The 843-nt window shown below is 46.3% G+C and carries 1 pseudogene; it reads left to right on the top strand.

The features are described from left to right. Window positions 1–843 (top strand): annotated as a pseudogene (locus tag CA598_RS33275) (hypothetical protein); the annotation flags it as partial.

The raw sequence follows: 843 nt of genomic DNA on the forward strand, positions 1-843 counted from the left end.
CAAATGGACGCAATGCATAAGCTGGCGGAAGACGCACGCCAAAAGCTGAAATATCTAGGCATAGACGAAGTCCATTACCAAGCAGGTAAGGATCTAAGTGGGTATTTCAAGAAGCCAGTGGTTAAGGCGTGTGATTATGATCCGTCGATTACCTCCAGTAGCGTACCATTAGTTCAGAATGAATCGTATCTGCTGATGCTCCGAATGGCGATGGAACCAGGAGATCAGGGAGCCTGGGCTAAGCGCCAACTCGTAGGGGAACGACTGAATATTCCGCCGATGGAGCTTCCAGATGGGACACCGATTACCGCATATAACAATAAGAATGAGATAACACTCAACTATTTTAATGCGCATGTATTAAAACCTAACGAGACCAATTCGTTATCGGCATATTATTTGTGGTTGGAATCAACCTACGGAATGACCGAATGGCGGAAAAAAGTGGTACAAGCGGATGCGGTTACGCGGGCATTTGTAGGATCTCTTATCGAGGAAACCGTTATGGGTGTTGTGGATACAGTGACGTTTACGTTCCATTTTGTCATAGACCCGGAGAAGACGACACAGGAAATGGCAGATACAGCATCTTATATCATGCAACATCCACAAGTATTGGCAGAAGCAGCGAAGAAGATGTATCATAACTTTAATGAGGGAACGCCGGAGGAAAAGGCTTCCATGCTGGGTGCAGCTGCTTCTGTATTGGTACCGGGGCTATCTGTGACTAAGGGTACAAAGGTAGGAAAAGTGGCCGATGGGGTACAAGATTTTGCCACTAAAGCGATGGAAGGCGTGAAAGACCTTAATAAAGTCCTTCAGAATTCCGGTCACTTGGCTGAA

Origin of the sequence: Paenibacillus sp. VTT E-133291 (genome assembly GCF_002264395.1) — a bacterium.
GTDB lineage: Bacteria > Bacillota > Bacilli > Paenibacillales > Paenibacillaceae > Paenibacillus_AQ > Paenibacillus_AQ nitricinens.